At 44.0% G+C, this 207-nt stretch carries 1 protein-coding gene; it reads left to right on the plus strand.

Annotated elements, in window-relative coordinates:
* A partial coding sequence (locus A3729_RS09810) for a TRAP transporter small permease subunit (protein ID WP_156497855.1) occupies positions 1-207 on the plus strand: 207 nt, incomplete at both ends.

Consider the following 207-nt stretch of genomic DNA (forward strand, 5'->3'; position numbering starts at 1 on the left):
CTATGGCTTTAATGATGTATCGATCGGTATGCAGGAACTGGAGTGGCATCTCTTCTCTTGCGTGTTTCTACTAGGTATTCCCTATGCGATTCAAGAAAATGCCCATGTCCGCGTGGATATTTTCTATGATCACTGGCAAGACCAGACCAAGGCCTGGATTAACCTCTTAGGTACGCTCATTCTTATCCTTCCCTTCATTATACTTGT

Source organism: Oleiphilus sp. HI0043 (genome assembly GCF_001634935.1).